Here is a 21,525-nt window from a genome sequence, read left to right as displayed (position 1 = left end):
CGCCGGCCGGCCGTATCGCGGACTTCCCGCCCGTGCAACACATGGTGACCGGCATGCAACGGCGGGTAAGATTTCTGGACTGCGACGTCCGCGCGGGCCCGCCGGCCTCCATGCCGGGCGGGCCTGTGGTGAAATGGGCCGAGTTCCACAACATTGTTTTCTGAAGAAAGTGGCTTATCCATGAGTCATTCACCGTACGATGACCGGGTTTCGCCCGAGACGTCGATGGGATCGACCGTGCACCGTGGCAACGGTTCGTCCGCGGCGGGTGGGTCCGGACCCTCCGAGTCCGCCGGCTCGGGGTCGCCCCGCAAGCTGCGGTCGCGTCACGTCACGATGATCACCCTGGGCGGGATCATCGGCGCGAGCCTGTTCGTCGGATCGGGCAACGTGATCCGCTCGGTCGGCCCGGCAGCGGTGCTTTCCTACCTCATCGGCGGCCTGCTGGTGTTCCTGGCCATGAGGATGCTCGGCGAAATGGCCGCGGCACGGCCCGCGATCGGATCCTTCATGGAGTACGCCCGGGTCGGCCTGGGGGACTGGGCGGCCTATCTGGTCGGCTGGCTCTACTGGTACTTCTGGGTCGGGGTCCTGGCCTACGAGTCCGTGCTCGGCGGTGAAACCCTCCACGGGTGGTTCCCGGCGATCCCGGCGTGGGCCGGGTCGTTCTTCCTCCTCGCGCTCTTCGTGGGGACCAACCTCATCTCGGTGCGCACCTTCGGCGAGGTCGAATTCTGGCTCGCGAGTATCAAGGTCATCGCGATCGTGGTGTTCCTGGGCGTGGGCGTGCTGTTCGCCTTCGGGCTCTGGCCGCACGCGGACTTCTCCGTCGGGAACCTGTGGCAGCACGGCGGCTTCGCCCCGCACGGTTACAGCGCGGCACTGACCGGCGTCGCCCTGGTGATCTTCTCCTACTTCGGGACCGAGATCGCCGTCATGGCCGCGGCCGAATCCGAGAACCCGGCCAAGGGCATCCGCCAGGCCACGAGCACCGTCATCTGGCGCATCCTGCTGTTCTTCGTCGGCGCGGTCCTCGTGATCACCGTGGTCATCCCGTGGAACGAGCTGCCCGTCCCGAGCGACGTCGCCCACGCGCCCTTCACCCTCGTCTTCAGCCGGTACGGAGTACCGGGGGCGGCCATGGTCATGCAGTTGATCATCTTCACCGCCGTGCTCTCCGTGCTGAACTCGGGTCTGTACTCCGCATCCCGCATGTTCGCCGCCCTGGCCGATCAGGGGTATGCGCCCCGGGTGATTCGTTCCCGTTCGCGCAGTGGTGTGCCCGTCATGGCGCTCCTGGCCTCGACCGTCGGCGGCGTCGTGGCGACCATCGTGAATTTCGCGGCCCCGGACTCCGGGGTCTTCGACTTCATCATGAACTCGGCGGGGCTCGTGGCCCTGTTCGTCTACGTCTTCATCGCACTGACCCAGATGAACCTGCGTCGCAAGATGAGTCCGGAAGAACGGGACAGCCTGGCCCTCAAGGTGTGGCTGCACCCCGTGCTGAATTACGTGCTCTTCGCGGGAGTCGCATTCGTCCTCGTCGTCATGCTGACCACCCCGGACGGCCGCACCCAGGTGTGGACGAGCTTGGTCGCGGTGGTTGCCCTGATCCTGTTCTGGCCCGTGGTGCGCCGGGGCCTGAAACGTCGGAAAGCGGATCTCTGAGGAACGGCTTTGCCCGTGGGGCCGGTGGCCGTCGGGCTTCTACCGACTCCACGGGGTAACGAAGTCATTGGCCGGTTGGCCCTCGACGGAGGCCAGGAGCTCGATCGCCTGGGCCCCGTCGAGCTGCTCACGGATGACGTCGGCGTGACCTGCGTGTCGCGCGAACTCCTCCAGGTGATGCGCGTAGAGGTACCGCAGTTTCGCGGGGCGAGCCTCGTTCAGCCCGTACCAGGGCATGGGACCGGCCTGCACTTCCGACTCGAGATCGCCTTCTCGGCACATCGTCATGTACTCGGCGCGGACGGCATCGAACCTGGCCAACAACGCTTCGAGGGATTCGTCCTCCGTGGGCGTAAAACTCGTCGTGAAAGCCTCAAAGGGCTGGTCATGCTCTGAATGCCCGGCCCTCGAGAGGGACTGTTTCATGCAGTAGACGATGTGCTTGATGATCCCGCTGATGCTCAGGGCACTTCGCAACGGTGATTGACGAGCCTCGGCGTCGTCGAGGCCGAAAGCGCTGGCTCGGATGGCGTCGAGCTGAACGTCGAGGTACTTGCACAACGTGGTGCGTTCGTCATTGATCTCGGGCAGGTACATGATGTGTCCTCTGGTTGTTGGTGAATGTCGCAAACTCATTCAAGCCCTCAATGAGGACAGGTTCGGTCCGCAGTCTGACCGAGAATGGTGGCATGACCCAAACCACACATCGCGTCCTGCGGCTCCTCGGACTGTTGGAGACACGCACCACCTGGCGTGGAGATGAGCTCGCCGAGCGCCTGGGGGTTACCGGGCGCACCGTGCGTCGTGACGTCGCCCGATTGCGTGACCTGGGGTATCCGGTCGAGGCAGAGCCAGGAATGGCAGGCGGCTATCGGCTGGGCGGCGGGCGGCGCCTGCCTCCCCTCGTGCTGGAGGACGATGAGGCGGTGGCCCTGGTTGCCTGCCTGCGGATGGCTGCCCTGACAGGGGGCGACGCCGTGGGCGAAGCGGCATTGCGCGCCCTGACCAAGCTCGACCAGGTGCTTCCGGCCAGGCTCCGAGCCGTCGCGGCCGCGATTGATGGGGCCACGCGCGCCATGCCGCGGGTCCGTCCCGCGGTCGATCTCCGCGTTCTGGAGCAATTGGCCGTTGCGCAACGAGATCACAACCTCGTCCGCTTCTACTACTGCAAACCCCGGGGTGGGGGGCGGAACCCGCGAGGTCGAACCCGCGCGGCTGATCACCCAGGGCGAGCACTGGTACCTCCAAGCCTACGATCGCGAAAGGGAGGACTGGCGAGTCTTTCGCCTGGATCGCATGCGCGATCTCAAGCCGTCCACCTGGCGTTTCGCGCCGCGCGAGGCTCCTGACCACGATTTCCGCCGGGACCTTGCCAGCCGATACGAAGCGTCATGAGGGTGGAAGTGGAGGTTGACGCGCAACGTCTGGAGGCCCGCCTGCCCGCGCCCTACCGCACTGAGCTCGAAGCGACCGCGACAGGTTGCAGCTTCGTCGTGGGCGCCCCCACCTGGGACGACTTGGCGTGGCACCTGCTTTCGGTCAGTCGGGACCTCAACACGGCCCTGATTCTGCCGACAGGTCCTGAGGCAGATGCCTTCAGGCAGGCGCTCGGACGAATTTCACGCCAGGCGACGTCCGTGGCTCAAGGGCGGCCCCCGGAGGCCACGTGATTCCCCGAGGAGCCGCCGCGGCCAGAGGGGGAGGGCGCTCGGTGGAGCGCCGGCTACCGTTTCCCTGTCCCGGACAGACGCCACGTGTAGTACGCAACCCACCCCGCGTTGAGCGCAAGGGGGCCGGCGGCCCGCGTCAACCGCGGCGCGGCCTTCCGGGAGACGGCGCTCAGCACGCCGACGCCGGTCGTCAGGACCGTGAGCGGGGTAATGCGCGCCATGGCGGACCAGAGCAGGAACTCCTGCATCGGAGTTCCGTTGTGTCCGAGGGCGCGGGCGTAGGCCTTGTAGGGGACGGGTTCCACGAGACCCGAAGCCAGGGCCTTCGCGCCGTACTTCTTGACCTCGGTCTCGGCCCGACGAATCGTCTGCTCGGAGACACCCGGAACGCGGAGAAGGCGCCCGGCGCTCTCACGCTTGCTCGAGTTCTTGGCCACCGTGTACGTGAAGGCCCCGCCGGTCAGGCTCCCAGCGAGCGCCACGAAGGTGATGGCACCACTGCGCGAGGGCTTCCTGAGGGCCACGTTGGTCGTCCAGGCCTCGGGGGCAACACACCACACGGTCGCGTCCGCGAAGGCCCAGCCGAATGCGACCGCAGCGTCGCGGAGGAACCCGGAACCGGAGGCCTCCCGGCTCCCGGAGGCCTCCCGGCTCCCGGAGGCGTGGCTGTCCTCCGACCCGGCCCGTTTCGAACGGCCCGCGGTGGTCTTCTGCCGTGGGGTGACAGAACGCCGAGCTTCGCGCTCCTGCTGTCGACGTTTCTTCTGTTCCTCGGGGGACAGCGAGAGCTGCCACTCGGGGAGGCGCTTGTTTCCAGATGGGAACAGTCCCATGGTCACTCCTTCGTCGTCATCGTGAGAGGTGCTGCCCGGTGGGTGAGGGGCCGGTGTCTCCCCTCAATGCCCTCCGCACCCGCAGGCCCCGCCGCAGCATCCGCCGGCGGAATGATCGTCGCTCGGGGCGCGGTCCTCGGAGGAAGGGAGGCCGTCGCCGGTGTCTCCGCCCATGAGGTTCCTCCGACCGCCCATATCGGGGCCTCCCCGCGGGGTTTCCTTGACCCCGGCCAGGACGGCGGCGAACCCGGCGGGCGCTGGCTTCTCCGCGGGTTGGCCCTCTCCGGGAACCTGCCGGCCACCCGGACCGCAGGCGGCACCTGCGGCGGAGAATCGGGGGTCCTTGCGCTTCGGCTCCCGGGCCTTCGCGAATCGCTGCAATTGCTCCGACGTCGGGTACATCCAGGAGGTCACGATCTGGGGTCCCAGGAGGGTGATGGGCAGAACCATGTCTCCCGAGGCCGCGATCATGTCCGCGACGTGTTCGCACTGCTCGAAGGCCCATTCGTCCTCCCCGCGGACGTACACCGTGATGGGGTAGCCCTGTTCCGCGAGTTCGGCGGCGGCGTCGAGGAATTCCTCGCGCTCGGTGTCCTCCGGGCCGCCCGCGGGAATGAAGACTTCCACCTCGGTCAGATCGGACATTTTTTCCTCCATCGTCGCTTCGCCCCCATCTTGCCCGGGACGATGGAGTAATTCCACCGGTGTTCGCCCGCCGCCCACTCGCTGTCCACGGAAACGGCCCACTCGCCGTTCCCGAGGACGGCCGCGCATGGGGACCTCGGCCTACTTCTTGGCCGCTCGCCGCAGGGTCTCGTGGTCGATCCAGAACTGACGGGTCGTGACCTCGTCACCGCCGTCCCAGGTCTCGAGCCCGGTGATCTCCGGGAGATCCGAGGCGTGGAAGATCGGTTCCTTGCCTTCCTTGCGCTGGCGGTCGTAGTTCTTCAGAACCTTGGTGGCGACTCCCGCCAGGAGGAAGATCGCGATGAGGTTGAGGAAGGCCATGACCGCCATGAAGACGTCGGCCAGCGTCCACACGAGGTCCAGCGCAGCCACGGTGCCGATGAAGACGAAGAGCATCACCAGGGCGCGGTAGACCTGAAGGACCCACGTCCGCTCGGTCAGGAACTGGATATTCGACTCGCCGTAGTAGTAGTTGCCGATGACCGAGGAGAAAGCGAACAGGAAGATCGCGACGGTCAGGAAGTGGACGGCCCAGCCGCCGAGCTGACTGGCCAGAGCGGACTGCGTCAGCGAGGCGCCCGCGGCCTCGTCCCCGAAGGAGGGCTGCGAGAGCAGCACGATGAACGCCGTGATCGAGCAGACCAGAATCGTATCGAAGTACACGCCCAGGGACTGCACGAAACCCTGCTTGGCGGGGTGCGAGACGGCGGCCGTGGCGCCCGCGTTGGGGGCCGAACCCATACCTGCCTCATTCGAGAACAGGCCTCGCCGCACGCCCTGCATGATCACGCCCATGAGCCCACCCGTCACGAACTCCTTGAAGCCGAACGCACCCTGGATGATCTGCAGGAACACGGAGGGCACGAGGTTGATGTTCAGAATGACGACCAAGAGGCCCAAACCGACGTACATCACGGCCATGACCGGAACCAGGATCTGGGTGATGGCGGAGATCGAGCGGACGCCACCGTAGATGATGAAGCCGGTCAGCGCGGCCAGGACGATTCCCAGAACGATCTTGAGCCCGGCGCTCGACGCGAGGCCCTCGTTGAAGTGCGCCGTGGACTGGGAGATGGCGTCCGCGATCGAGTTCGTCTGGACCGAGTTGAACACGAATCCGTAGGTCAGGCAGATGATGACCGCGAAGGCGACGCCCATCCACCGCGCTTTCAGGCCGCGCTGCATGTAGTAGGCCGGCCCACCGACGTAGGCCTCTTTGCCCGGGTGCTTGTACAGCTGGGCCAACAGAGACTCGACAAAGGCGCTGGCCGCACCGACGGAGGCGATCACCCACATCCAGAAGACCGCGCCGGGACCGCCGATGCTGATGGCCAGGGCGACGCCGGCGATGTTCGCCGTGCCCACGCGGGACGCCGCAGAGATCGTGAAGGCCCGGAACGAGGAGATCTGGGTCCGCCCATCGGCGTCCTTGCCGCTGGGCTCACCCAGAATTCGGAACATTTCCGGGAACCGCCGGAATTGGACGAACCGAGTACGGATCGTCAGGTACAGCCCGACGCCGATGAGGATGACGAACATTGGGTACCAGATGACGTCGTCGATACTGCCGACGATCGAATTCAGAAGTTCCATGAGGTCCAGCCTTCGAGTGATTCACCGCGGCGTCGGGACGGCCGCTCGTTCGTACAGCTTGTCATGACGATAAGTTACATGACCACTTCGCCGTGCCGCGGGCGCCGACCGAGGGACGTAGACGGTAGGTTTCTTGGCACGCCATCGGCGTCCGGGGGTGCGAACCCACCGGTCCTCGCTCGATCGGCATCGACAACGCGGGGAGCGCACCCGGAGGTGGGGCCTCTTCCCGGACGACGACGAAAGGTGCCCCATGAAAGTCGACGGATGGACGCAGACGCTCGGTGTCGGGCCTCTGTTGCTCATCGCCGCAGGAGCCTTTGCGGTGCTCCTGTTCCTGATCATCCGGCTCAAGGTCCACGCGTTCCCGGCCCTGATCCTGGTGAGTTTGCTGACGGCGGCGACCGCGGGTGTTCCGCTTGGGAAGGTCGTGGACGTTCTGACGGAAGGCTTCGGGACAACCCTCGGATCGGTGGCCCTGCTGGTCGGTTTGGGCGCCATGCTGGGCGCTTTGCTCGAGTCGTCCGGCGGCTCCAGGTCGCTGGCCGACCGCTTGGTGCTTGCCTTCGGGGAGAAACGGGCCCCGCTGGCCCTGGGCGTCGCGTCCTTGCTCTTCGGCTTCCCGATTTTCTTCGACGCCGGCCTGGTGGTCATGCTGCCCGTCGTCTTCTCCGTGGCGCGGCGCGTCGGCGGATCCATGCTGCTGTACGGGATCCCCGCGGTCGGAGCGTTCTCCGTGATGCACGTCTTCGTCCCGCCGCATCCCGGGCCGGTCACGGCGTCGTCGTTCTTCGGCGCGGATCTCGGGATCCTTCTGTTGGTCGGGCTGGTCGTGGCCATTCCGACCTGGTACGTGGCGGTCTACCTCTTCGGCATGATCGTCGGGCGCCGCCTGGACCTGCCGGTCCCCGAAACCCTCGGCTCCGCGGAATCGACGACGACCGACGCCGCCCCGCGGTGGACGGTCGTGGTCGGTATCCTCCTGCTCCCCATGATCCTGATCTTCCTCAATACGGGCCTCTCTGCCCTCGAGGACACCGGAACCCTGGGCAGTGCGGTCACGGACTCTCCGTGGTACGACGCCGTGGTCCTCCTGGGCGAGACGCCGGTCGCGTTGCTGGTGACTCTGATGGCCGCCCTCGTCGCGTTCGGTTGGCGCAGGGGCACGTCCAAGAAGGGCGCCCAGGACCTGCTCGAGGGGGCGCTCCCCAAGGTGTGCTCCGTCATCCTCATCACCGGCGCCGGCGGCATGTTCGGCGGCGTCCTCCAGGCCAGCGGCATCGGGGATGCTTTGGCCTCCTCGCTGTCGGGCCTGGGGTTCCCCCTCATCCTGGCGGGGTTCATCATCGCGGCGACGCTGCGCGTCGTTCAGGGATCTGCCACGGTGGCCCTCACGACGACGGCCGGACTCATCGCGTCCGGTGTCACCGACGCCGGGTACAACAATGTCCAGCTGGCCGCGATGGTCGTGGCGGTGGCCGCTGGATCCGTGGTGCTGTCCCACGTCAACGACTCGGGATTCTGGCTCGTGGGGAACCTGCTCGAACTGGACGAGGTCACCACCCTGCGGATATGGACCGTGTTGGAAACCCTGATCGGTGTGGTCGGGTTCCTGTTGGCCTGTGCCGTCTTCGGCGTCGGGAGCCTGTGGTGAGGGCCTTGGGCACTGCTTCCAGTCCCGATCACCGGCCGGGCGGGCCAGGAAAGCCGCCGTCAGGCAGGGTATTTCACGAATCGTATTTCCTATAGGATTTATGGAATGTGGGATCCAGCCCACACATGCCGAACATTCCGGGCTCCGGAGCGACTACCGATGGAGGGACGTCGATGACCTACCTGTACGACCAGCCGAGCGATTTCGCGGCGGACGCCGTGGCAGGATTCGCCGCCGCGCATCCGACGATCACCCAGGTCCACGGCGGCGTGGTCCGTGCGAGTGCGACACCACCGGGCCAGCCCGCCTTGGTCATTGGCGGAGGCGCCGGTCATTACCCTGCTTTCTCCGGATGGGTGGGACCGGGTATGGCGCACGGCTCGCCGTGCGGCAACGTGTTCGCATCCCCTTCCGCGAGCCAGGTCTATTCCGTGGCCCGCAACGCGGAGAACGGTGGGGGAGTGGTCCTCGGGTTCGGGAACTTCGCGGGAGACGTGCTGCACTTCGGCCTGGCCGCCGAGAAGCTCCGGGCCGACGGCTTCGACGTCAGAGTGGTTCCGGTCAGCGACGACGTCGCGTCCAGCGACCAGGAGAATCGCCGCGACCGCCGGGGAATCGGGGGAGTTCTTCCCGTCCTCAAAGCGGTCGGGGCGGCCATCGAAGACGGAGCCGACCTCGATGAGGCCGAACGCATCGCAGCCAAGGCCAACGAGGCCACCCGTTCTCTGGGTGTGGCCTTCGATGGGTGCACTCTCCCCGGTGTCGATGAGCCGCTGTTCCGAGTCCCGGAGGGAATATTGGCCGTGGGCATGGGCATTCACGGGGAACCGGGAGTGCGCGACGAGCCGATGGGCACGGCGGCCGACGTCGCGGCCCTCCTGGTCGACGGCGTCCTGCGGGAAGAACCGGCCCGAACGACCGGCGGCTACGACGGCCGGGCCGCCGTGATCCTCAACGGGCTCGGGACGGTGAAGTACGAGGAACAATTCGTGGTCTACAACCACGTCGCCCGGCTGCTCGCGGAGCGCGACATCGTTCCCGTCCGCCCGGAAGTCGGCGAATTCGTCAGCAGCCTCGACATGGCCGGCCTCTCGCTGACCCTGGTCTTCCTGGACGACGAGCTCGAGCGGCTGTGGACCGCGCCCATCGACACCCCGGCCTTCCACCGCGGCATCATGCCCGACATCGATCGCCCCCTCCGCGACAACTTCTGGGAACTCGGCGACGAACCGGTACCGGATTCCGAGGAGGCGTCACGCCAGAGCGCCCGGAGGATCGCCGACGTCATCGCACTGTTCGAACGGGTCTGCGCCCGGGAGGAAGAGGAACTGGGCCGCATCGACTCCGTGGCCGGCGATGGTGACCACGGCCAGGGGATGCTGCTCGGATCGTCCGGCGCGGCAGACGCCGCCCGGAAGGCCGTGAGCCAGGACGCCGGCGCCCGGACCGTCCTCGCGCGCTCCGGCGAAGCGTGGGCCGAATCGGCCGGTGGTACATCGGGGGCCCTGTGGGGCGCGGCACTGGTCGCGGCGGGCAACGCCGTCAGCGACCAGGAGGGCGTGGACCAGGAGGCCCTCGTCGGCGCGCTCGATGCGGCCGTCGAGACGATAGGCCGGTTGGGAGGAGCGAAGGAAGGCGACAAGACCATGATGGACTCCGCCCTGCCCTTCCGTAGGACGCTCGCGGCGTCGTTCACCGGGCAGAACGCCGGGGAAGCAATTGCCTCGGCGGCCGCGGCCGCCAGGGAAGCCGCGGACGCAACGGCGAGCATCACCGCGAACAAGGGCCGGGCGCGGGTCCTGGGGGACAAATCGTTGGGAACGGTGGATCCCGGTGCCCTGTCCTTCGCGATCCTCATGACCGAACTCGGTGAGCACCTGGCCTGATCGTCAGGCCCCCGGGAGCGACGCCGCCCCGCCCGAGCGCTCGCGGACCCCTTCCAGGTGGCGGCGCAGGGCGGCCTGGGCGCCGTCGTGATTGTGCTCTTCGACCCTGGCGAGGATCTCCGCGTGCTCGGCCAGGGCATCGGCGGCGTCGATCCGTTCCGGGCCTTCCGACCAGGTCTGGCGCATGCGGTGGCCGTGAGCGTTCAGCACATCGCGCATCGAAGCCAGGTAGTGGTTGCCCGCGTGGCGGAAAAAGGCTTCGTGGAAGGCGTTGTCGGCCTCGAAATACGCGTGGAAGAGCGCGTAGTCCGGTTTGGGCTCGCCCGCGATCTGTTCGGCGATCCGCGCGTGCTCGGCGTAGGCCTCGCGCAGATCGTCGAGCAGCGCCTGCCAGGTCCCGAAGGCCCGGGTGAACGCCGCGAGCTCGACCACCAGGCGGGCATCGATGAGCTCCCCGATCTGTTCCGCGGTCAACGGGGGAGCCACCACGAAACCCTTGAGCGGCTGGTACGTGATGAGTTCCGAACGCTCGAGAGCGGCCAGAGCCTCGCGCACCGGCGTCGGGGAGACATCCAAATCCCTGGCGAGACCATCGATGCTCAACCGGGCCCCCGGGCGCCAGTCGCCCTGCATGAGTCGATTCTGGATCTCCTCCTGCACGTCCGCGCGCAGGGCCTGGCGCTTGCTGCTCATGGCGTCTCCTGTCCGATCGAGTTGGCCGCTTTCCAGATACTAGAGGACGCGCGTGGCGTCGCCCTTCGGCTCGGCCGACGGCCCCTCCGGGTTTTTCCCCGCCCAGGCGCGCATCCCGACGAAGGAGCCGACGGCGCCCAGAACCAGCACGATGCCCAGGAAATGCATCCCGTTCGCGGCGTTCCCGGTCGCGTCCGAAACGGCCCCGACCACATAGGGCCCCACGAAGCCACCGATGTTGCCGAAAGAATTGACGAACGCGATGCCGACGGCCGCCGTGGCACCCGCCAAGTAACGGGTCGGCAGGGCCCAGAAGACCCCCGCGACCGAATAGAGGAAAAAGGCCGCCACGGACATGGCCGCCAACTGCACTGTGCCCGAACCGGAGAACCCGGCCCAAAAGATGCCCACGGCACTGCCCAGGTAGATCAGGATGAGAGGCACCCAGTTCTCCCGCAGCTTCGAAGCGAGGCGCGACGTGACGAAGATGCCGATGACCCCGAACAGATAGGGGACCGCCGAAAGCCACCCGGTGTTCGCATCCGAACCGCTGAAGGAACTCACGACCGTCGGCATCCAGAAGCTCAGACCATAGATCCCCACGGTCGAGGGGAAGAACAGCACCGCGAAGACCCAGACGTACCGTGACCCCAACGCCTTGAGAGGATTGTCATGGGACTGCTGGCCGAAGCGCTCGCGGTCCTGCTCCAGCTCGTTCTCGAGCCAGTCGGCCTCCCGAGACGTCAGCCACGGTGCCTTGCGAGGGGCGTCCCGAAGCCATATCAGGGTCGGTACCGCAGCGACCATGGCCGCCGCTCCCGAGAGGACGAAGAGCCAATGCCACCCTCGCAGACCGAACCAGTCCAGACCGAGGATCGTGCCCGCGAGCGGGCTCATGACCAGGAACGCGATCGGGGCCGCGAGGACGAAGGTACCGGTCGCCCGCGTGCGGTGGCGCTGGGGGAACCAGAAGGTCAGATAGTAGAGGACCCCGGGATAGAACCCTGCTTCGGCCACGCCGAGGAGGAAACGGAGCACGTAGAACACGCCGCTCGACGTCGTGAGCGCGGTCAGCGCCGTGATCAGGCCCCAGGTGAACAGGATCCGTGCGAACCAGATGCGCGGTCCGACCTTGGGCAGCACGTAATTCGACGGAACCTCGAAGAGGAAATACGCCAGGAAGAACAGGCCGGCGCCCAGACCGAAGGCGGAGTCGCTCAGCCCGATGTCGGCCGACATCTGGAGCTTGGCATAGCCAATGACCGACCGATCGATGTAGGCGATGATGTACAGGACCATCACGAACGGAACGATGTGCCAGGTGATCTTCTTGATCAGGGCCTGTTCGTCAACGGGAACAACAGAATTCATGGTGACTCCTCGAGTCCATAGCGGCCGGGCGGCCCGGAGGCCGTCCGGTGCGGGTCAGTCCTGGCCACGGCGAGTGCCGCGCGGTGCGGGGCCGACTTCCCGCAGCACGTCCCGCATCCTGGCGTAGGCCTTGTTGCGGTAGGCGATCAGCTCGGCGCGAGTTTCGTCGTCGTAGTCCTCGACCAAACCCTTGCCGTTCTTGAGGCCCTTGCGGTCCTCGGCCGCCGCGTCCTTGAGCAACTGCGGGGTGGCGAGGCGCTCGCCGTACGCTTCCTCGAACGTCGAGAAACAATTGGCGTACACGTCGAGGCCCGCCTGATCCGCGATCGCGAAAGGTCCGAAGAAGCCGAGACGGAAGCCGAAGGTCGTGCGAACGATCGTGTCGACGTCGTCGACGGTCGCGACCCCCTCCTCGACCACCGAGGTCGCTTCCTTCAACAACGCATACTGGAGCCGATTGAGCACCATGCCGGGAGTGTCCGCGACCTGCGCACCCTCGCAGTCGGCACGTGCCAGGAGGTCCTTGACGGCGTCGATCGCGCCCTGCGTTGTCGCGTCTCCCGCCACGAGTTCGACGCCGGGGATGAAAGGCATCGGGTTGGAGAAGTGGACCGTCAGGAAGCGCTCCGGGTGGGAGACGGCGGGCGCGAGCACGCGCACCGGGATCGTCGAGGTATTGGTCCCGATGATCGCCTCCGGTCGCGCGGCCGCCGAGATCCGTCCGAGAACCTCGTGCTTGACATCGGGTACCTCGAAGACGGCTTCCTCGATGAAGTCGGCCTCGGCGACGGCCTCCTCGATGCTCTGACCCGCCGTGAGGTGGGAGGCGACGGCGTCGGCGCTTCCGGCGGGCACGAGGCCCTGGTCCTCCGAGGCGCGCGCCTCGCCCAGGATGCGTTCCAGGGCGGCGTCGGCGGCCTCGACGCTGACGTCGGCGATCCTGACGGGCAACCCCGCCATGGCGAGGACCTGCGCGATGCCTCCGCCCATGTAGCCTGCGCCGACGACGGTGACGGTGCGGATGGTCGAAACGGGGTCTGTGGACATGGTGAATCCTTTCGTGGAAGGGGAATCAGGTGGATGGGGTTGAAGGGTGCTCGGTCCGGTCGCGGCGTTCCAGCACGGCCGTCCCTGCGACGAGGATCGCTCCCAGGAACGGGGCCAGCGCGAGCATCACGAGGCCGGCCGCTTCGCTTCCGAAGGTCTCGGTGACCCACGACCGCAGGTTCGGGGCGATGAAACCGCCCAGATTTCCCAGCCCGTTGATCAGCCCGACGCCGGCCGCCAGGGCCGCGCCCGAAAGATAACCGGTGGGGATGTTCCAGAAAATGGGCTGCGCCGAGACGAACCCGATGGCCGCGGCGCACAGTGCGATCATCGTCAGGACCGGTTGGTGCAGGAAGGCGCTGGCGCTCAGGCCGACGCCGGACAGGGCGAGCATGAACGTGGTGGTTCGCCGGTAGGCGGCCCGTTTGTCGGCGTAGCGTCCCACGAATGCCGCCGAGACGAGGGCGGTGAGCCACGGGACGGCGACCAGGAGTCCGACGACGAAACCGATTTCCTGGCCCGTGATCTGCGAGACCTGGCGCGGCAGGAAGAAAGTCAGCCCGTACACGGCGACCTGGATCGTCAGGTAGATCAGCGCGAAATACAGCACTCGGCCGTTCAGCAGCGCCTTCCACCAGCGCATCCGGTGCGTCTGCTCCTTGACCTCCGCCTCGGCGGCCAGGGCATTCTCCAAACCCTCGCGCTCGGCCCGGGACAACCAGCCGGCTCGGGCCGGCCGGTCGGGCAGGCACAGGAACGCCACGCAACCGATGGCGACCGCGAGCAGGCCTTCCAGCAAGAACATCCACTGGAACCCTCGGAGCCCGAACAGTCCATCGAGCTCGAGCAGGGCGCCCGAGAGCGGCGAACCGACAATGTTGGCGATCGGGAGACCCAAGTAGAACAGCGAGGTGGCCTGCCCACGACGACGCCGGGGGAACCAACAGGTCAGGTAGTAGATGACTCCTGGGAAGAATCCGGCTTCGGCCACGCCGAGCAGGAACCGGAGAACGTAGAACATCACGGGACCGCTGGTGAACATGAACAGCGCGGCCACGATCCCCCAGGTGACCATGATGCGGGCCATCCACCAGCGGGCCCCGACCTTGTACATGATGAGGTTCGAGGGGACCTCGAACACGGCGTAGCCGATGAAGAACAGCCCGGCGCCGAGCGCGTAGGCCGCGGTCGAAATTCCGGCGTGGATTTCCAGGGCCTCTTCCGCGAAACCGATGTTCGTCCGGTCGATGAAGGCCACCACGAACATCAGCATCAGGAACGGAAGCAGGCGCCAGCTGGCCTTGCGCGTCGCCGATTCGACCTCGTGGGTGAGGGACTGCCGCTCGGTCGCGGATTGGATCCGGGGGTCGTTGCCCGGGGATGACGTCATTGTCATGATTTCGTTCTCCTTGCTGAGGGAGCCGGGGAGGTCAGACCATGTGTTTTCCGCCGTCGACGAAGACGGCGTCACCGTTGACGAAACTGGAATCCTCGCTGACCAGGAACTTGATCAGTCCCGCAACCTCTTGCGGTTGGCCGACCCGTTCCAGGGGGATGTCGGCGGACATCCCGGTCTTGCGCTCCTCCGTGAGGGTCCCGCCCATGATGTCCGTATCGATGGGGCCGGGCACGATGGAGTTGCAGGTGATGCCGTGTTTCCCCAGTTCGCGGGCGCCGCCGCGGGTCAGCCCCAGAACCGCGGCCTTCGCGGCCGCATAGCCGGTCTTGGAGAAAGTTCCCCCGCCGTCGTAGGCGGTGATGGAGGACGTGTTCACGATCCGGCCGCCGGTGCCCGCCTCGATCATGCGGGAAGCCGCCGCCTGCATCATGAAGAGGGTGCCCTTCGCGTTGACGTCCATGATGCGGGTGAAGTTCTCCGAGGTGAGGTCGAAGAATTCCTGTGGCCCGGGGATTCCCGCCAGGTTGACCTCGGCGAGGACGGGCGGCAGCTCGGCGTCGATCGTGGCGAAGGCCCGCTCGACCGATTCCTTGTCCGCAATGTCCGCCCCGATCCCGACGACGATGCGGCCGCTCTCCTCCGCCAACTCGGACGCGAAACCGGTGACCGCGGATTCGTCGATATCCAGAACGGCCACGTTCCATCCGGACGCGGCGAGGGCTCGGGCCACGTGCCGTCCGATGCCGCGCGGTGCCCCCGCGCCGGTGACCACCGCTGTGCGCTCGGAGGGGAAAGGGGTCGTGGACATGAATGCTCCTTTGCATGGGTCTGGGAAGGGGGAACGCAGTGAGACGGTCGCGGGGAGGGTCAGTCCAGGGCCGAAGCCAGGACCTGGCGGATGTACTGGATGTTCTCCGCGATCACACCCAGCGAGTCGGAACCGTAGTGCTCGCAACAGAACGGGCCCGTGTAGCCGGACTCGATGGCTCGACGGATGATTCGCCGATAGTTGATGTAGCCGTATTTGAGCGGCATCGGTGCGGAGGTGTACGCCCCGGTGCGTGGGTCGAAGTCCCGTGAATAGTTCTTGATGTGCCAGAAATTTGACCGGGGCAGGACCGTCTCGTACATGTCGTCGGGGTGGGGCATCGGTCGGTGGAGACGAACCAGGTTGCCGAGGTCAGGGTTCAGCCCGACGGCGTCGTGGTCGACGTCGTCCAGGAAGGCCACCGCGTCATCGGGGGTCCCGATGTAGGTGTCCTCGTACATTTCGAGGCTCAGCCCGACCCCCACCGACTGGGCGTGATCGCCGAGTTCCCGGATGCGTTCGATGGCGAGGTCACGGAGCGCGGGGTCGTCGTGATGGCCGTTCTCGAGCCAGAACCAGACGGCGTCGGCCTGCTCCGGCGTCAGGGCCTGCATGAAACCGACGTTCACGATGCTGGCCCCGAAGCTCGGAGCCAGGTCGAGGAGGCGATGGGCCTCGGCCAGGAACTGGTCCCCCTTGTCGCGGTCGACCACCGAGCTCCGAGTCATCGAGATCGAAGGGATCGAGAGGCCCTCGCCCTCGAGGGTGCGCCGGAACTCCTCGACCCGTTCGTCGCTCAGCCGTGCCAGGGGAACCCACGCGTCGGTCGGGTCGATCTGCGTGATTCCGAGCTCCCGGGCTTCGCGCATCTGCGCGGCCCAGACCGTGGCGGGCGCATCTTTGATGTGGCCACCATCGGGCGCGGTGGCACCGAACGACAACATGTTGGCGGCGATCGGCCAGGACTCGGCTGTGAACATGCGGCTCTCCTTCGAGTTGAGTATTCCTATAGGATTTATGTCCGACGTGACCTGTGTCAACCATCCCGGCGAATAATTTGAGTGGGTATGACGCCGGGGTGACTGGCCCTGGAGCCCGTCCTGACGCGAATCGACAAGAGAGCCGACATCAAAACCCTTCACTGACCAATGCATCTTCCTATAGGATCGTGAGAGGACTGTGGGGCCGCCAGCGTTGCCCGAGGCAGGGCAGCCGAACCGTGGGAGAGACCCGGAAACCGGACGTGGTCGGAAGGAGTTCAGTCATGCCCCCACGCGGATCGAGTGCGACGACCGGAGGGACGACGCCGGAACGCCTGTGGATCGGGACCAGCTGGAAAATGAACAAGCTGGGGGCAGACGCCCGCGCGTGGGCAGACACGCTCACGGAGAACCTGTCCGAGGACGTCCTCGAGAGGGTGCAGCCCTTCGTCATCCCTTCTTTCACCGCGATCTCTCCGGTCGTCCAGTCCCTCGGCGGTCGGTCGCCCGTCCTCGTCGGCGCCCAGAACGCTCATTGGGAGGACTCCGGGGCCTGGACGGGGGAGATCTCCGTTCCTCAGGTCAAGGACGCCGGGGCCTCCATCGTGGAAATCGGGCACTCCGAACGGCGGACGCATTTCGGGGAGACGATCGAGACCACCCGGTGGAAGGTCGAGGCAGCGATCCGGCACGGGATGCGGCCCTTGCTGTGCATTGGGGAACCCGAGGACATCAAGGCCGCCGGACAGTCAGCGGAATACATTCTCGAACAGGCGCACGGCGCGCTCGACGGCCTGACCGAACCCGAGCTGGGGAAGGTCCTGATCGCCTACGAGCCGATGTGGGCCATCGGCGACGCCGGCCGGCCTCCCCGCACCGAGGAGCTCGTCGAAGCCTTCGCCGCCCTGGGAAACGAATACGACCACCGGGTGGAAGCGCTCCTGTACGGCGGTTCCGTCACGGTGGACAACGCCGCGCAGCTCCTGTCGCTCGACCACGTGGGAGGGCTGTTCGTGGGGCGGACCGCCTGGGACGTCCAGGGATACCTCGAGCTGTTCCGGATCGCTGAGGCACACCGGCGCTCGTCAGCGGATGGTCTGAGCTGACCCGGAAGGCCGAATCACCCGATCAGGAAGTGTCCCAGGAGGAAGAAGCGCGCGGCGTCGAGCAGCAGGAGCACGCTGACCGAGGCCAGCCCGATCGGGACCGCCCATCGAACCCATGTGCGCAACGAGTCCCAGACCCGGCCGATCACCTGGGAGACCTTCCGGTGCTTGTTGAACAGCACCGCGATGCACAGCACGAACAGTGGGAACTGGGAAACCACGGCCCAGACGATGAACGCCGGGATCACGACCCACACGGGTTGGTGCGAGGAAAGGCCGATCGTGACGATGAACGGCACGTCGGCGGTCACGATCGCCACGAATCCCAGGGCCACGAGCATGAGCCCCGCCCTGTTGCGCGCCTTCTCCTGCCGCGGCGGGTCGTTGCGGTGCACCCATTTGTGGCCGGCCGCGCAGAATCCGGCGATCGCGAGAAGGAGCTCGACGCCGGCCGCCCACCCGCCGGCGCGCAGGAGCCCGTGCCAGGGGACGCTCGCAAGACGCTCCCCGACCAGGAGGGACAGCCCCACGCCCCAGAGCGCGGTTCCTCCGATGAGCACCGTGCCGAACAAGAGGACGTCGCGGCGGACACCCCGGGCCTGTTCCGGTGTCTCGCTGGGGCGCGCGGCCATGAATACCGCGGCGATCAGCGCCGGGGCAGGGTCGAATCCGCCGACGCCCAGACCCGAGGAGGCGGCAAGGAACTGGACCGGGTTCATTCGAGCGACGCGGAATCCGGCCCCTTGACGCTGCGAGGCGCGGACTTGAGCCTCGGCGTCGCCCCGGGGCGAACGAACGGGAAGGCCAGGACGCCACGAATCGGCGAGCCGGTGAGCATCATGATCAGCCGGTCGATGCCGATCCCGAGCCCGCCCGTGGGCGGCAGCCCGGTCTCCAGGGCGTCGAGGAAGTCCTCATCGATCTGCATGGCCTCGACGTCGCCCGCCGCCGCCTTGAGAGACTGCTCGGTCAGGCGGCGTCGCTGTTCGATCGCGTCGGCCATCTCGGAGTAGGCGGTGCCCATCTCGGTCCCGTTGATCACCAGGTCCCAGCGTTCGGCGAAGCGCGAGTCCTCACGGTGGGGGCCGGCCAGGGGAGAGGTCTCGACGGGGAAGTCCTTGTAGAACGTGGGCCTGGAGGTCTTCGCCTCGACGAGTTCGCCGTAGAGCTCCTCGATGACCGCTCCCGGCCCCATGTCGTCCCGGACGTGGATCTCGTGGTCGCGGGCGAGACCCATGAGCGTCTCGAAGTCGGTGTCGAGGTCGATGGGCCGCCCGACCGCCTGGGACAGGGCCTCGCACACGCTCACGACCGGCCAGGGCCCGGAGACGTCGGTCAGCACGGCCTCCTGGCGAGGATCCTTGGGCTCGTCCCCCAGACGCAGCGGGAGAACCTCTTCACCGAAGACCGCGCGGGCCGCGTTCTTGAGGATCCGCTCGGTCAGCTCCCTCATCACGGTGTAGTCCGCAAAGGGCTGGTAAGCCTCCAGGACCGTGAACTCGGGGTTGTGGGTCGAATCGGCGCCCTCGTTGCGGAAATCGCGGCCCAACTCGTAGACCGGACCCATGTCCCCGACAACCAAGCGTTTGAGGTAGAGCTCGGGTGCGATGCGCAGGGTCAGGTCGACGCCGTAGGCATTGATGAACGTCTTGAACGGCCGGGCGCTCGCCCCACCGTGGATCGTGTTGAGCATCGGCGTCTCGACCTCGAGGAAACCCTGGTCGTCCAGCGTGGTGCGGATGGCCCGGATGGTCGCCGACCGGATGCGCAGCCGCTTCGACTCCTCCGGGTTGATGATCAGGTCCATGGACCGCCGGCGCAGCCGCGCCTCCGGGTCCGTGAAGGAATCGTAGGGGATCGGGTGCAGGCACTTGGATGTGATGTCCCACGAGTGAGCGATCAGGGACGGCGTTCCGTTGCGCGAGGAGCCGATGTGGCCGCGGACCAGCACGTAATCTCCCGAATCGATCCACCGCACCCGGGCGGCCGTGTCGGTTCCGCACACGGATTCGTCGAGCACCACCTGAATCGTGGTCCCGTGCTCGTGCAGGTCCAGGAACGTGACCTTGCCGTGGCGCCTCATCGACCGGACGCGACCGTTGACCGCGACGTCGGCGGGCGACGCCGCCCCCGGTGCGCCTCCGTCGACGGCGTCCTCTCCGCTCCCGAGCAGAGGAGCGACGGCGCGCACGGTCATGCCTTCACCGGTGCCCTTCGGGAATGGTTCGACACCGGCCTCCCGCATCTCTTCCAGATGTCGGATGCGGTGACGTGTCTGGTCCGACCACTTCGGGGCGAGATCCTCGGCACCGACCCGGCGTCGTTCGATCTCCCGGAGCCGTTCCAGCTCGTTCCGACCGAGGGTGTGTTCCGCGGACGCCTTCCCGCCCATCCAGGCCGGCAGGAATCCTTCCGCGACGCCGCAGGCCATGCCCACATTCGCCACCGAGACGTACGAGTCCACGCAGATGAAACGGGGAACCCAGGTCGGAGCGAATTTCTGGTTGAACTTGTAGAGCCGCTCCAGTTGCAGGAACCTGTCCAGCACGCCCAGGACCGAGGAGCCGAAACGGGTCAGCGGATTCGCCCCGAGTTCTTCCGAACGGGCGAACGTCTCGCGGAACATCGCGAAGTTCAGCGAAACCCTGCTGACACCCAGCCCCTCGGCCTCCTCCATCATCTTGACGATCATGAATTCGGTGGTCCCGTTCGGAGCCTGGGGCGAGCGACGCATGACGTCGAGCGACAAGCCGTTCGAACCCCACGGGACGAAGGAGAGAAAACCGATCGGCTCGCCATCCGCGTTCTCCGCGGTGATGAAGACGTTCCGGGCGTCCGCGGAATCACCGATCCTGTTGAGCGCCATCGAGAATCCGCGTTCGACCTTGCCATGCCGCCACTCGTCCGCGAGGCCGACCAACCGGTCCAGTTGCTCCCGAGTGAAGTCGGCCTGGCGCCGGATGCGGTAGGTGACTTCTTCCCGCTCCAGGCGTCGCACGCTGTGGCGGACCTCGTTCATGGACGTGTTGTTCAGCGAGAACCGGTCGGGGTAGAGGATGGCCTCGTCGCCCATCCCCAGAGCAGCCATGCCGACTTTGGTGTATTCCCTGGCGCCGTCGCGGCTCGCGCTGATGACCGCGGGAATCCAGCCGTACTCCCGCGCTTCCGACTTCCACTTGAGGATGGCGTTCTCCCACGAGCTCCGGTCGCCCACCGGGTCGCCCGAGGCCAATGAGACCGATCCGAAGACGCGGTACGTGACGGCCGCGCGGCCGTCGTCGGAGAAGACCATCGACTTCTCGCGGCGGGTCGCGAAGTAGGACAGCGAATCCTGGTGCCCGTACTCGTGGAGCAACTCGCGCAGGTGCAGTTCCCGCTCGCCGGTCCAGGAATGGATCGCCCTCTTGGAACGGAGAATCACCCAGACGGCGGCGATCGCTGTCAGACCGTACACGGTGGAGATGGTCTGGACGTGCCACCGATGGATGTTGTGCAGATGGGACATGACCGCCGGCGAGGTGCTGCCCCAGGCCCTCAGGAGGAGGGCCCAGAGGTCCCCCATGGCGTGGAACGGGAGGAAGACCCATGCCACCACCAGCGCGAGCACGAATCCGGCCGCCACGACCAGAAGTCCCGCGCCGTAGGAGATCGGTCTGATGCGGGCCGGGAACTCCCGGCGGGACCTGTAGAGCAGGATGAAGAACACGATGCCCAGCACGCCGGCGACGATGTCCCAGGCCGGGTGGAGCAGCGGGTTGGCCGCGATGATCTCGGGCGGCGCGGACACGGCGTCGAAGGCCACGGTAGTCAGGATCCCCGACGCCAGCCCGCCCAGCTGGAAGATCATGGCCGCCCACAGGCCTGCCCTCTTGCGGCGCAGCAACGCCCAGAACACGAGCGCCGAAATCACCAGCATGATCAGGCTGCGCTCGACCGGGACGTTGAGCAGCCCGAACAGGAACTCGACGGCCCCGTGACGCGAGGGGCGGGTGATCAGCAACGCCGCATTGACCAGAACCGCGAGGGCGTAAACCCAGGTGACGAGCGCCGCCATGCGACGGCCCGGTTGCTTTCCGGGCAGGTAGTAGGTGGCGGAGCGGCTGCCGGTGCTATGAGTCTTCACGAGTACT

The 21,525-nt window shown here is 66.8% G+C and carries 18 protein-coding genes and 1 pseudogene; 7 read left to right on the top strand and 12 right to left on the bottom strand.

Annotation, left to right across the window (positions count from 1 at the left end):
• Positions 1-180: 180 nt before the first annotated feature.
• Positions 181-1,668 (top strand): amino acid permease, encoded by a 1,488-nt coding sequence (locus EWU68_RS08110; RefSeq protein WP_238692383.1) that lies wholly within the window; start codon positions 181-183, stop codon positions 1,666-1,668.
• 39 nt (positions 1,669-1,707) lie between these two features.
• Here EWU68_RS08110 and EWU68_RS08105 read toward each other — a convergent pair whose 3' ends face one another.
• The gene (locus EWU68_RS08105; protein WP_129315622.1) at positions 1,708-2,265 is read right to left on the bottom strand and encodes a mycothiol transferase; all 558 of its coding nucleotides are present in this window, start codon (positions 2,263-2,265) and stop codon (positions 1,708-1,710) included.
• Between the two features lie 50 nt (positions 2,266-2,315).
• Here EWU68_RS08105 and EWU68_RS13485 point away from each other — a divergent pair.
• The 3 genes and pseudogenes from EWU68_RS13485 to EWU68_RS13165 all read left to right on the top strand — a co-directional run.
• Positions 2,316-2,531: pseudogene (locus tag EWU68_RS13485) on the top strand (helix-turn-helix transcriptional regulator); the annotation flags it as partial.
• Between the two features lie 196 nt (positions 2,532-2,727).
• Positions 2,728-3,063 (top strand): WYL domain-containing protein, encoded by a 336-nt coding sequence (locus EWU68_RS13480; protein ID WP_338049680.1) that lies wholly within the window; start codon positions 2,728-2,730, stop codon positions 3,061-3,063.
• A 2-nt stretch (positions 3,064-3,065) separates the two neighbouring features.
• Positions 3,066-3,338: a hypothetical protein gene (locus EWU68_RS13165; protein WP_202976705.1), complete on the top strand. Its 273-nt coding sequence runs from the start codon at positions 3,066-3,068 to the stop codon at positions 3,336-3,338.
• A gap of 53 nt (positions 3,339-3,391) precedes the next feature.
• Here EWU68_RS13165 and EWU68_RS08095 read toward each other — a convergent pair whose 3' ends face one another.
• The 3 genes from EWU68_RS08095 to EWU68_RS08085 all read right to left on the bottom strand — a co-directional run bounded on the left by EWU68_RS08095 (position 3,392) and on the right by EWU68_RS08085 (position 6,451).
• Entirely contained in the window at positions 3,392-4,171 is a 780-nt protein-coding gene (locus EWU68_RS08095; RefSeq protein ID WP_129315621.1) for a hypothetical protein, read from the bottom strand.
• 63 nt (positions 4,172-4,234) lie between these two features.
• Complete coding sequence (locus tag EWU68_RS08090; RefSeq protein ID WP_238692382.1) at positions 4,235-4,816, bottom strand: arsenic metallochaperone ArsD family protein; 582 nt, start codon at positions 4,814-4,816, stop codon at positions 4,235-4,237.
• Between the two features lie 141 nt (positions 4,817-4,957).
• Complete coding sequence (locus tag EWU68_RS08085; protein WP_129315619.1) at positions 4,958-6,451, bottom strand: alanine/glycine:cation symporter family protein; 1,494 nt, start codon at positions 6,449-6,451, stop codon at positions 4,958-4,960.
• 253 nt (positions 6,452-6,704) lie between these two features.
• Between EWU68_RS08085 and EWU68_RS08080 the strand changes: the two genes are divergently transcribed.
• Positions 6,705-8,105 (top strand): GntP family permease, encoded by a 1,401-nt coding sequence (locus tag EWU68_RS08080; RefSeq protein ID WP_129315618.1) that lies wholly within the window; start codon positions 6,705-6,707, stop codon positions 8,103-8,105.
• Positions 8,106-8,278: 173 nt separating this feature from the next.
• Positions 8,279-9,991, top strand: coding sequence for a dihydroxyacetone kinase family protein (locus EWU68_RS08075; RefSeq protein WP_129315617.1), 1,713 nt, complete (start codon positions 8,279-8,281; stop codon positions 9,989-9,991).
• Positions 9,992-9,994: 3 nt separating this feature from the next.
• Here EWU68_RS08075 and EWU68_RS08070 read toward each other — a convergent pair whose 3' ends face one another.
• The 6 genes from EWU68_RS08070 to EWU68_RS08045 are packed head-to-tail and all read right to left on the bottom strand — an operon-like array spanning position 9,995 to position 16,289.
• Positions 9,995-10,684 (bottom strand): GntR family transcriptional regulator, encoded by a 690-nt coding sequence (locus EWU68_RS08070; RefSeq protein WP_129315616.1) that lies wholly within the window; start codon positions 10,682-10,684, stop codon positions 9,995-9,997.
• Between the two features lie 39 nt (positions 10,685-10,723).
• On the bottom strand, positions 10,724-12,055 hold the full coding sequence (locus EWU68_RS08065) for an MFS transporter (protein WP_129315615.1): 1,332 nt from the start codon (positions 12,053-12,055) through the stop codon (positions 10,724-10,726).
• Between the two features lie 54 nt (positions 12,056-12,109).
• A complete protein-coding gene (locus tag EWU68_RS08060; protein WP_129315614.1) occupies positions 12,110-13,102 on the bottom strand; it encodes a 3-hydroxyacyl-CoA dehydrogenase family protein in 993 nt (330 codons plus the stop codon).
• Positions 13,103-13,127: 25 nt separating this feature from the next.
• Positions 13,128-14,498 (bottom strand): MFS transporter, encoded by a 1,371-nt coding sequence (locus EWU68_RS08055; protein ID WP_202976704.1) that lies wholly within the window; start codon positions 14,496-14,498, stop codon positions 13,128-13,130.
• A gap of 34 nt (positions 14,499-14,532) precedes the next feature.
• On the bottom strand, positions 14,533-15,309 hold the full coding sequence (locus tag EWU68_RS08050; protein WP_129315613.1) for an SDR family NAD(P)-dependent oxidoreductase: 777 nt from the start codon (positions 15,307-15,309) through the stop codon (positions 14,533-14,535).
• Between the two features lie 59 nt (positions 15,310-15,368).
• Positions 15,369-16,289 carry a sugar phosphate isomerase/epimerase family protein gene (locus EWU68_RS08045; protein WP_129315612.1) on the bottom strand — a complete coding sequence of 307 codons (921 nt, stop codon included), beginning with the start codon at positions 16,287-16,289 and terminating at the stop codon, positions 15,369-15,371.
• 284 nt (positions 16,290-16,573) lie between these two features.
• Here EWU68_RS08045 and EWU68_RS08040 point away from each other — a divergent pair, with 284 nt between their 5' ends.
• Positions 16,574-17,395: a triose-phosphate isomerase gene (locus EWU68_RS08040; RefSeq protein WP_129315611.1), complete on the top strand. Its 822-nt coding sequence runs from the start codon at positions 16,574-16,576 to the stop codon at positions 17,393-17,395.
• A 14-nt stretch (positions 17,396-17,409) separates the two neighbouring features.
• Here the strand turns inward: EWU68_RS08040 and EWU68_RS08035 are convergent, their stop codons facing one another.
• Together EWU68_RS08035 and lysX are read right to left on the bottom strand one after the other, a co-directional pair.
• The gene (locus tag EWU68_RS08035; RefSeq protein ID WP_129315610.1) at positions 17,410-18,114 is read right to left on the bottom strand and encodes a hypothetical protein; all 705 of its coding nucleotides are present in this window, start codon (positions 18,112-18,114) and stop codon (positions 17,410-17,412) included.
• Positions 18,111-21,518: a bifunctional lysylphosphatidylglycerol synthetase/lysine--tRNA ligase LysX gene (lysX, locus tag EWU68_RS08030; RefSeq protein WP_238692381.1), complete on the bottom strand. Its 3,408-nt coding sequence runs from the start codon at positions 21,516-21,518 to the stop codon at positions 18,111-18,113. Before lysX ends, EWU68_RS08035 begins: the two co-directional genes overlap by 4 nt.
• Positions 21,519-21,525 lie beyond the last annotated feature (7 nt).

Source organism: Rothia koreensis (assembly GCF_004136575.1).
Taxonomy (GTDB): Bacteria; Actinomycetota; Actinomycetes; order Actinomycetales; family Micrococcaceae; genus Rothia; species Rothia koreensis.
The sequence above is the reverse complement of the archived record's forward strand: the minus strand, read 5'-3'. Positions and strand labels throughout refer to the sequence as shown.

What these genes read in the sequence shown, in the direction of transcription:
- EWU68_RS08110 (WP_238692383.1), top strand. Translation starts at nt 181, where the DNA reads ATGAGTCATTCACCGTACGATGACCGGGTTTCGCCCGAGACGTCGATG.
- EWU68_RS08105 (WP_129315622.1), bottom strand. Translation starts at nt 2,265, where the DNA reads ATGTACCTGCCCGAGATCAATGACGAACGCACCACGTTGTGCAAGTAC.
- EWU68_RS13480 (WP_338049680.1), top strand. Translation starts at nt 2,728, where the DNA reads ATGGGGCCACGCGCGCCATGCCGCGGGTCCGTCCCGCGGTCGATCTCC.
- EWU68_RS08095 (WP_129315621.1), bottom strand. Translation starts at nt 4,171, where the DNA reads ATGGGACTGTTCCCATCTGGAAACAAGCGCCTCCCCGAGTGGCAGCTC.
- EWU68_RS08090 (WP_238692382.1), bottom strand. Translation starts at nt 4,816, where the DNA reads ATGTCCGATCTGACCGAGGTGGAAGTCTTCATTCCCGCGGGCGGCCCG.
- EWU68_RS08085 (WP_129315619.1), bottom strand. Translation starts at nt 6,451, where the DNA reads ATGGAACTTCTGAATTCGATCGTCGGCAGTATCGACGACGTCATCTGG.
- EWU68_RS08080 (WP_129315618.1), top strand. Translation starts at nt 6,705, where the DNA reads ATGAAAGTCGACGGATGGACGCAGACGCTCGGTGTCGGGCCTCTGTTG.
- EWU68_RS08075 (WP_129315617.1), top strand. Translation starts at nt 8,279, where the DNA reads ATGACCTACCTGTACGACCAGCCGAGCGATTTCGCGGCGGACGCCGTG.
- EWU68_RS08070 (WP_129315616.1), bottom strand. Translation starts at nt 10,684, where the DNA reads ATGAGCAGCAAGCGCCAGGCCCTGCGCGCGGACGTGCAGGAGGAGATC.
- EWU68_RS08065 (WP_129315615.1), bottom strand. Translation starts at nt 12,055, where the DNA reads ATGAATTCTGTTGTTCCCGTTGACGAACAGGCCCTGATCAAGAAGATC.
- EWU68_RS08060 (WP_129315614.1), bottom strand. Translation starts at nt 13,102, where the DNA reads ATGTCCACAGACCCCGTTTCGACCATCCGCACCGTCACCGTCGTCGGC.
- EWU68_RS08055 (WP_202976704.1), bottom strand. Translation starts at nt 14,498, where the DNA reads ATGACAATGACGTCATCCCCGGGCAACGACCCCCGGATCCAATCCGCG.
- EWU68_RS08050 (WP_129315613.1), bottom strand. Translation starts at nt 15,309, where the DNA reads ATGTCCACGACCCCTTTCCCCTCCGAGCGCACAGCGGTGGTCACCGGC.
- EWU68_RS08045 (WP_129315612.1), bottom strand. Translation starts at nt 16,289, where the DNA reads ATGTTCACAGCCGAGTCCTGGCCGATCGCCGCCAACATGTTGTCGTTC.
- EWU68_RS08040 (WP_129315611.1), top strand. Translation starts at nt 16,574, where the DNA reads ATGCCCCCACGCGGATCGAGTGCGACGACCGGAGGGACGACGCCGGAA.
- EWU68_RS08035 (WP_129315610.1), bottom strand. Translation starts at nt 18,114, where the DNA reads ATGAACCCGGTCCAGTTCCTTGCCGCCTCCTCGGGTCTGGGCGTCGGC.